Genomic DNA, 8,765 nt, shown 5'->3' with positions numbered 1-8,765 from the left:
GAAGTCGAGCGCCTTGTCGGGCGCCTTCGAGTCCAGCGCGACTCGGGCAACGAGCGCGTCCACTCGCGGCAACTCGCGGGCGGCCATGCGGGCCAAATCGTCCTCGCCCTTGGCCTGCTTCTCCAGGGCCCTCCGCAGGTCCGCCAGCATCGGCACGGCCTTGCGATGGTCCCCCGCCTCGACGAGGGCGGCGCACTGCTCGACCGCCTCGCGGATCGCACGGGATCGGAGCGTGGTCTCCTCGGGGGAAGGCGGCGCGGGAGCGCGCCGCTTGGCGCCGGGGTTGCCCTGGCCGCGCGCAGGCGAAAGACCCACCGCGACCGCGAAAGAGAACACCGCCAGAGAGATGATAAGCGCCCAGCGCGAGCGTAAGCCGGAGTGAGCCTTGCGAGCCATCCCAGCCCCCCTTATTAAAAGTTACTACTTCTCCTCTCCATTGATTCCCATCGGAGCATACCCGCCCCGCCCGAACGATGTCAAGAAAAATCCGGGATGTGTTGCTTAGGAAATTCCTGGGGGGGGCCATCGCCGGGCGGAGCAGGGGAAGGAGGCACGCTTTCGCATCCGTCTTCGCCCGTTGGGCTACGCCGGACAAGAGCGAAAGCCCAGCCACAGGCGGGCAAGCGTGGCACCCCGGCTTAACCCTCACCCTTGCCCTCTCCCGTCGAGGGAGAGGGAACGGCACCCCCCTCGGCCCATCCGCGTCCAAGCCCAGCCCCCGGCTCGAACCGGTCACGAGGGCCACCCGGCCCGTCAGGTCAAAGAGTCCTCGGCCCATTCGCCTCTCCCCTTCCGCGGCCGAAGTGGTTAACGCAAGACCCGAGCCGAGAGGCGGCGGACGGCGAAAGGCAGAGGGGCGGAAATCGCGTGTTCCCGGAAATCCCTGTGCTCTTTTTCCCCGCAAGGAGGTGAAAAAGTAGCATTTCCCCTTTTCCCCCCTGAACCTAAGGGACTTGACTCGGTCCTCCGCCGGGGTGGACGGTTCCGTGGGTATCCTCCTTCCTTGTCTTTAAGGCCCTCTTGGCCTGGGCCTTAGTGCCAATTCAGAGGTGTGCCGCAATTTCGATTAACGCTTTTTCCTTGAAATTCCGAATAAATACGTTGACACGGACCCTTCGAAAGGCATAATGTCTTCGATTGGCCCAGGCCATTTGAGGATGGGAATGCCGACCAAACTGAACCCGTTGCACATCCCCCTGCGGCGCGATAGCGGCATTCCCCTCTACCTTCAGATCAAAGAGGGGATCCGCGAAGCCCTCCACGGCGCCCCCGAAGACGAAGAGGCCCTCCTGCCGCCCCAGCGCGACTTGGCCGACAGGCTCGGCGTCAGCCGCAACACCGTCGGCATGGCCTACGCCGAACTTCAGCGCGAGCAACTCATCGACGCCCGGGTCGGAAAAGGCACGCTCGTCGTCCGTTCCGCCAAACAACTGGAAAGCCGTTCCCGCCGTGAAAGGCTCCTGAAGACCCTCGAACACTCCGTCGAAGAATCGCTCTCGCTGGGATTCACCCTCGATGAGTACGCCGAGGCGACGGAGGCGTTCCTGCACGAGAAAAGGGAACTCCTCAGCCACATCCGCCTCGTCTTCGTCGAGTGCAACCGCGAACAGTTGACCTACTTTTCGGAGCATCTGTCGCTCGACCCGAGGGTTGTCATCGTCCCCGTCCTCCTGACGGACATCCGCGCCAAACCGTCCTCGACCTTGCCCGCCCTCCGTTCCGCCGACCTCGTCGTCACGTCGTTCTACCACCTCGATGAGTTGGAGAACCTTCTCTCGGACGGCGGACCGCCCATCGTGGGCGTGAACCTGCAGCCTGAAATGTCCACGATCGTTCAGATCGCCCGCATCCATCCCACGGCCCACATCGGGCTGGTGGCCGCCAGCAAACAGTTCCTGGCCGAGATGGGCGACACGCTGATCAAGATGAAGATGGACCCCACGCGCGTGACGACCTCGATCGACGGCGATGCGGAAACCTTGTGCCACCTGGTCGGCCGCGTCGATGCCCTGATCGTTTCGCCCTCGCGAAGAAAAGAGATCGAAGCCCTGGCCGGCCGAAAACCTGTTGTCGAGTTCCTCTTTGCGCCCGACGAGGGGTCCATCAACAGCATTCGCGTCGCCCTGCTGGAACTCAAACAACAGCGGAAAGGGAAGTCCGATCATGCCTCCTCAGATCACGGAACTCGCGTTTCTTGAGCATCTGGCCTCGCGATTCAATCTGCCCGTGCCGGAACACCTCACCGCCGAGGCCAGCGGCGCCCAAATCCGCGACGCCCTGAAACGCTGGGGCGGCAAGGCGCTCGTCAAACCCGATGTCCTCGCCGGCAAACGCGGACAGGCGGGCGCCGTCCGCGAAGTCCACGACTATGCCGAGGCCCAAAAGGAACTCAAACGCGTCCAGGGCCTCGAGATCAACGGCCACCTCCCCCGCACCGCCTACCTCGTCCAGTACCTCCCCGCCGACCTCGAGGTGTACTCCGCCATCACCTACGATTCCCGGTACCTGGGACCTTCCCTCACAGTATCCCTGGCCGGCGGCATGGACGTTGAGGAAAAGGGGGACGCCGACCAGGTGGTCTTCCCCATCAACGTGTACACGGGCCTCAACGCCTACCAGGCGAGCGACATCCTCACCCGCCTCGGCTGCCCCAAGCCCGTCGTCAGCGGGCTAGCGCGCAGCCTCGTCGATTTCTGGGACATGTTCATCTCGACGGGCATGCGGATGTGCGAGGTCAATCCCTGGCGCATCTCCCCAGAAGGCAAACCTTACGCCTGCGACTTCAAGGCCGTCTTCGATGAGGCCAACTTCAAGTTCAAGAACCTCGGTTTTGCGCTGCCCGAGTATCCCATCAACGCAACTCCCTTCGAGGAGGAAATGGCCGCCTGGAGCGCCTCGAGCCACCAGGGCCAGGCCCACGTGGCCGACCTCGGCGGCGACCTGATTCTGCCGCTCCTCTTCGGCGGCGGCGCCTCGACCATCATCACCGAAACCCTCATGCAAAACGGCGGAAGCCCGCGGTTTCTCTCGGACTTCGGAGGGAACCCGCCTTACGAACGCATGTTCGGCACCGCCAAAATCTGTTTCGACCACCACCTGGCCAAGGCCGCCCTCCTCCTCATCCTCGGCGGCAAGGCCAACAACACCCTGATCGACGTCACCTTCTCGGCCATCGCCGACGCCCTCCGCGCCCATGTGGAGGAGCACGGCCCCATCTCCATCCCCGTCATCGTCGGCCGGGGCGGTCCGCGGCTGGTTCAGGGACTTCTGACCTTGAAGAACACCCTGGATGCCCTGGGACTGCCCTACGTCATCTTCGGCCCCGACACGCCCGTCACTCAGGTGGCGGAATACGCCGCCGCCGTCGCCAAAGCCAGCCGCCAGATAGGAGAGCCCGCATGAGAGCCGCCGTGTTGAGCGATCTCTTGAAGGCCGGAGACCGCGTTGCCGTGTCCAACATCACCGGCCGGGAGGCCGCCGCCGTCACGGTGGACTCCCAGAAATACTGCAAGAACATCGTGGGCGGATGGGCCCTCGGAAAAGGCGACCAGACCATCGACGTGCCGGGCGGCGAGCCGATCCCCGTCTTCTCCACCATTGAGGCCCTCCTCAAGGGACTTCCCAAGGAACGGTTGCCCAACAAGGTCGTCGTCTACTCGCCGCCGCCGGCCGTGTACGGCGACGTCAAGGAAGTCGTGGAACGCGCGGGCGGACGCATCGAAACCCTCTTCATCATCACCGAACATGTGTCCACCGAGGTGACCGCGAAGATCGCCCAGTTGTGCAGCAACGCCAAGATCGACGTCCTGGGCTGCAACTCCCTCGGATTCATCAACACGCACGACGGCGTCCGCGTCGGGGCCGTGGGGGGCGACAAGCCCGCCGAGAGTTTCCGGCCCGGGTCCGCCGCCATCGTCTCCAACAGCGGCAACATGGTGAACACAATGGCTTCCTATCTCCTGAGCGCCGGCCTGGGCACCAGTTACGGCGTCTCGACGGGCAAGGACGTGCTGATCCTGCTGCCCCTGAAAAACCTGCTCGAACTCGCACGAAACGACAAACGCACCCAACTCATCGTCCTCTACGTCGAACCGGGCGGCCTCTACGAAAAGGAAGCCGTCCAGATGCTCCGCGAGACGGCCTACCCCAAGCCCATCCTCGTATACGTGACGGGCGAGATTCTCGGCACGCGGGACCTGGCGCTCGGCCACGTCGGCGCGGTGGTCGAAGGCGGCGAGACGACCGCAGCCGCCAAGAGCCAATGCTTCGACGACTATTTCGGCGTCGCCCCCTTCGACCCGCACACCCGTTACGAAAAAACGCCCGAACTCGCGGCAGCGCTGCGCCGCGGAATCCGCATCAAGACCCTGCACCATCTGCCGGCCGCCGCCGCCCTCCTCTGCGACACCCTGAACCTCCAGCGGGATTTCCAGCCCTCGAATCCCCTGCGGCTGAACCCGTGGTTCGCCGACTACAAGGCGTTCGGCAAACGCCTGCCCCGCAACCTGCTCCTTCATGCGGGGGACATCCCCGAACCCTACGCGGCCCAGGTCCGGCTTCTGAGCAAGGAAACCGTCGGAGCCAATCTGCCGAGGAGAGACATGCGAAACGCCAGCCATGCCTCGTCGAACGACGGCCGGACGACGCGGATTTACGGCCATCCCTTGGAAACGGAGATGCAGAAGGGCCGGTTCGTCGAATCGCTCCTCGTGGCCTGGACGGGCGATTTGCCGCGCGACTTTGAGGTCGAACTCGTCGAAAAATGCCTCATCGCCTCCCTCAGCAACGGTCCCGGAACGCTGTCGGCCCAGGCAACGAAACTCTCGACCTCGGCCGGAAACCCGCCGAACACCGCCATGATCGCCACCCTGGCCTCCATCGGCGACGTGCACGGCGGGAACGGGCGACAGGCCGTCGAGTATCTCCTACGCATCTTCCACCAGGTGGACCTGGCGGATCCCTATGCCCCCACGCCCCAGACGGACCTCGAGAACCTCGTCCACCAGGAAGTGGACCGGTTCAGCAAACTGCGCCTGGCCGCCAAAGAGGCGGGGACCGATTACGAACGCATTCCGTGCCTCGGACACCCCGTGTTCAAGGACGACCCGGTCAACTATGACCCGCGGGAACAGGTCATTGCCGCATACCTGAAGGACAAGGGCCTGTCGAACATCTTCCTGGAGTTCTATCACCGGCTGGCCCGGCGACTGAAAGAGGTAGGCATCGCCAGGAACGTCTGGGCGGTCAACCTCGACGGGGCGATCGCCTCGGTGGTGCTCGGCCTGTGCTGGAAGACCCTGAAGGAAAAGCGGATGACCGTGCGGCGGGCCTGCGACATCGCATTCATGGTGTTCGCGGTCGGCCGCGTGGCGGGGGCGGGCGGCGAGTTCCTGGACCACCAGGATTTCGGCCTGCCGATGGACATGCGCCTGCCGGTCAAGGAATGCATCACCCTGACCCGACCGAAAGAGTGACCCCCCAAATGAAAACGAGCCGGGCGGCCACCAAAAAGTGGCCGCCCGGTTTTTTGCTGTGCGTTCGGAAAACGACTTACGCGCGGTTCGAACGGCTCGAGTCTCGCCCGGTGGGCCTGCCCCTGCGCAGCATCCTGCGGGGTTGGGGACGTTCCGCTTGAAGGAAAAAGGTCGCCGACGCGCCCAGGCATTGCTCCGCGAACTTGCACCAGGCCGCGCAGCCCATGTCGAACCGCGGGTTCGCCACCGTCGCCCCGCATCCGCGGCACCGCCGGCGCACATCGTCTTTCCAGAACTCGATCGCCGCCCCGCACTCCGGGCACGGACTCTCAAAAATGTCGTCCGGCTTCCAGAACCGTTTGTCCTGGCCCGGGCACTGGCTGATGGCCATCCCAGATCCTCCTGGCCGGCGACGTGCCGCCCCTCCTCCGTTATTCTCGCACCGAGGTCGGATCGTTTCCTTGACCAAAGTCAAATCGAAGCGTTTTCGTCGGCCAAGGGTTCCGCAAAGCCAAGCGATATGAAACATCCCACAACGGACAAGAACGAATCAGAGGGCCGCCGCACATCGGGCCCCCTCGCCGGCGAACATTTTGCCGACGACGCGTTCCAGCACGTTCCGCAGGCCCTCGCTCGGGAGCGGCTCGAGGGCCGTCACCGCCTCGCGACGGTAGCGATCCAGCAACCGCCGCGCCGATTCCTCGACGCCGAGGTCCGCGAGCACCTGCGCCAGCCGACCGGACGATCCCTCCGCCGCGAGCGAACCGCGCCCGGCCGCCTCCAGAAACCGTTTCGTCTCACCCGTCGCCCGCTCCTCGGCCAGGCTCAAGAGGATCGAAGGCTGCCCCCCCTCTCCCGGCGTGCCCGCATCGCCGCGAGGCGTGCCGGGACCGGGCGCCGCACCCGCCGACCAGTCCGCGAGGTCGTCCCGTATCTGGTACGCGATGCCCAGCGCCTCGCCGTACCGCGCGAGCGCCGGCCAAAGGTCCTCGCCGGCCCCCGCCAGCGTCGTCCCAACCCGCAGCGCCACCTCGAACGCCGGCGCCGTCTTCATGCGGAAGATCTCGATCACCCGCGCCGGGGCCACCGGCCGGCGCGCCCGCTTCGCCATCAGTTCCTCGCCCTGGCCGATGCAGAGGCTCCGATGGCCCCGCGCCGCGGCGCGCACCATCTGTACCTTCGCCCCGTCCGCAACGCCGATCTCGCCGATCAGCCGGTACCCCTCGCCCAGCAGAAAGTCCCCCGCATTCAGCGCGATCGGCACGCCATACTGCGCGTGCAGCGACTTCGCACCGTAGCGCTCCCCGTCGCCGTCCTCGATGTCATCGTGGATGAGGGAGGCCTTGTGAAAACACTCGACCGCGACGGCCGCCTTCCGCAGGTCCTCGGGCGCCTCGCCCCCCTTTCGGACCGAAGGTCCCTTCGGGATGGGGTCTTCGCCTTCGCGCCGCCTCTGAAACGAAAGAAACGCGCACGCCGCCAGGAAAGGCCGCCAACGCTTCCCGCCCTTCGCCAGCCACGCCCGCGCGATCCGCTCGGTTTCCGTTTCCGCCGGACCGGCCACGGCCTCCAGGACCTCGGGCGCAAACCACGAAACCACCGCCTCGTACAGCGCGTCGAGGTCCAGCCCGCCCGTCGGGTTCTGTCTGGTCATCCGCCTGGTCTCCTGGATTCCCCCCGTGCAGCCTGGGCCGGGGCGTATCGTACGCCGACCCCTGCCTGCTTTCAAGCGGTCTTTGGGCGCCACGGAAAAGACGGTGGAAAATGCGACCGCAGACGTGCTTCAGCGCGCCAGCGCCAGGCCCTCGCGAAGCCGCTCCGCCCGGCGCAAAAGATCCCCCTGCTCCAGTTGCGCCACGAGTTCCGGCGCCAGTTCCCGCGCCCGCGCGAACGCTGCCTGCTGTTCCTCCCGATCCACCAGCACCAGGCGCACCAGGACGCGCTGCGCGTCGGCCAGCACCGGCCCCGTCTCGCGCTTCCACTGCTCGCGCGTCGCGTAGTCCATCCCCACCAGCGTCAGCACGACGATCGAGGCCGCCACGCTCACCACCGCCGCCAGCCGACCCACCGGAATCCGCTCGCCGAACAGCCGCCGCTTCCCCGCCGCGATCCGCGCCCCGACGAACGCACCGCGCCCCGCCAGGCCCGCCGTCACGCGCCCCGCCACGTCCGGCAATTCCCCCACCGGCGCCTCCAGCCGGATCGCCTCGTCCACCGCGCGCATTTCCTCCAGGCCCGCCGCGCAGACCGGGCATTGCGCCACGTGCCGGCGGACGCGGTCCGCCTCGGCCTCCGCGAGGTCGCCATCCACGTACCGGCTCAACACCTTTTTCGGCACACAGCGGCCCATCCTCTGCTCCTTGCGGTTCGACCGTGCTCACCGCCCCTCGTTCGACCCAGAGGCTCTCGACGGGGAGTCTGTCGAGGGGCCGACCGGTCGCTCCGACGTGCCGTCGCCCAACGCTCACCTACTCGGCCGCGCCCTCCGACCGCCGCGCCCGGTACATCCGCGCCAGGTACTGCGGCGCCTGCGCACGCCTCAGGAGGTGCTGCATCTCTTCCCGGGCACGGAACAGCCGGCTCCGCACCGCGCTCGTCGAAATTCCCAGCGTATCCGCCAACTCCTCGTAACTCATGTTCTCCGTCGCGCGCAGGACGAGGACGCTTCTGAGTTTCGCCGGCAAGCGGCGAAGCGCCGCCTGCACCGCATCGACGCCTTCATCGGTCTCCATTCGACTCGACGGCCGCACCACGCGCCGTGCCAGCGGGTGCTCGCGCATCGCCGCCAGTTTCCGACGCCGCGCGTCTTCTTTGCGCCAGTGGTCGATCACCGCGTTCACCGCCACCCGGCGAAGCCAGCCCGGCAACACGTCCGCCGATTCCAGGTCCCCGAGGTGCCGCCATAGCCGAATGAAAACGTCCTGCGCCAGGTCTTCCGCGACCGCGGCACGCCTCACCATCCGAAGCACGAGATGATACACCGGCCTCTCGAACCGCCGGACCAGCGACGCGAACGCCTCGCCATCTCCCTCCCGCGCCGACTCCAGAAGGCCGCCGAGATCTCTCCGGCGGCTCTCGAGCGCCTCCGCAAGCGACCCGAGCGATTCACCGCGGCCGGCGGCAAGAACTCCTACGGCGGTCGTCATACGGGCACTCCCTTTCGGTTCTCCCGTTCCGCCCGTCCTATTGGACGCACCCCGAAGGCCCGCGTTTTCCGGAAAATCCACGTCCCGCCTCCTCACTTGATTATACGACCGTCCCTGTCATCGATGGGCCGTTTTCGCCCGCCCC

The 8,765-nt window shown here is 66.2% G+C and carries 8 protein-coding genes; 3 read left to right on the top strand and 5 right to left on the bottom strand.

The window, feature by feature from the left end; all coding sequences use genetic code 11:
- Nucleotides 1-396: hypothetical protein (locus NTX40_02850; protein ID MCX5648027.1), on the bottom strand; the 396-nt coding region annotated here is incomplete at its 3' end.
- Between the two features lie 767 nt (nt 397-1,163).
- On the opposite strand from NTX40_02850, the gene NTX40_02845 reads away from it, so the two are divergent.
- From NTX40_02845 to NTX40_02835, 3 genes are read left to right on the top strand one after another with little or no spacing between them, the layout of a single operon-like run.
- Nucleotides 1,164-2,198 carry a GntR family transcriptional regulator gene (locus NTX40_02845; protein MCX5648026.1) on the top strand — a complete coding sequence of 345 codons (1,035 nt, stop codon included), beginning with the start codon at nt 1,164-1,166 and terminating at the stop codon, nt 2,196-2,198.
- The gene (locus tag NTX40_02840; protein ID MCX5648025.1) at nt 2,164-3,402 is read left to right on the top strand and encodes a hypothetical protein; all 1,239 of its coding nucleotides are present in this window, start codon (nt 2,164-2,166) and stop codon (nt 3,400-3,402) included. The genes NTX40_02845 and NTX40_02840 overlap by 35 nt, the downstream gene beginning before the upstream one ends.
- Nucleotides 3,399-5,474 (top strand): hypothetical protein, encoded by a 2,076-nt coding sequence (locus NTX40_02835; protein ID MCX5648024.1) that lies wholly within the window; start codon nt 3,399-3,401, stop codon nt 5,472-5,474. Before NTX40_02840 ends, NTX40_02835 begins: the two co-directional genes overlap by 4 nt.
- A 76-nt stretch (nt 5,475-5,550) precedes the next feature.
- Here the strand turns inward: NTX40_02835 and NTX40_02830 are convergent, their stop codons facing one another.
- The 4 genes from NTX40_02830 to NTX40_02815 form a co-directional block, all read right to left on the bottom strand.
- Nucleotides 5,551-5,865, bottom strand: a complete 315-nt coding sequence (locus NTX40_02830; protein MCX5648023.1) for a hypothetical protein — start codon at nt 5,863-5,865, stop codon at nt 5,551-5,553.
- A gap of 159 nt (nt 5,866-6,024) precedes the next feature.
- Nucleotides 6,025-7,128 carry a polyprenyl synthetase family protein gene (locus tag NTX40_02825; protein ID MCX5648022.1) on the bottom strand — a complete coding sequence of 368 codons (1,104 nt, stop codon included), beginning with the start codon at nt 7,126-7,128 and terminating at the stop codon, nt 6,025-6,027.
- A 129-nt stretch (nt 7,129-7,257) separates the two neighbouring features.
- On the bottom strand, nt 7,258-7,824 hold the full coding sequence (locus tag NTX40_02820) for a zf-HC2 domain-containing protein (protein MCX5648021.1): 567 nt from the start codon (nt 7,822-7,824) through the stop codon (nt 7,258-7,260).
- Between the two features lie 118 nt (nt 7,825-7,942).
- Nucleotides 7,943-8,620: a sigma-70 family RNA polymerase sigma factor gene (locus NTX40_02815; GenBank protein MCX5648020.1), complete on the bottom strand. Its 678-nt coding sequence runs from the start codon at nt 8,618-8,620 to the stop codon at nt 7,943-7,945.
- Nucleotides 8,621-8,765: the final 145 nt, after the last annotated feature.

The organism is Planctomycetota bacterium (assembly GCA_026387035.1).
Classification (GTDB): Bacteria; Planctomycetota; Phycisphaerae; order FEN-1346; family FEN-1346; genus JAPLMM01.
Note: the sequence above shows the minus strand (reverse complement) of the source record. Positions and strands in the feature narration are given on the sequence as shown.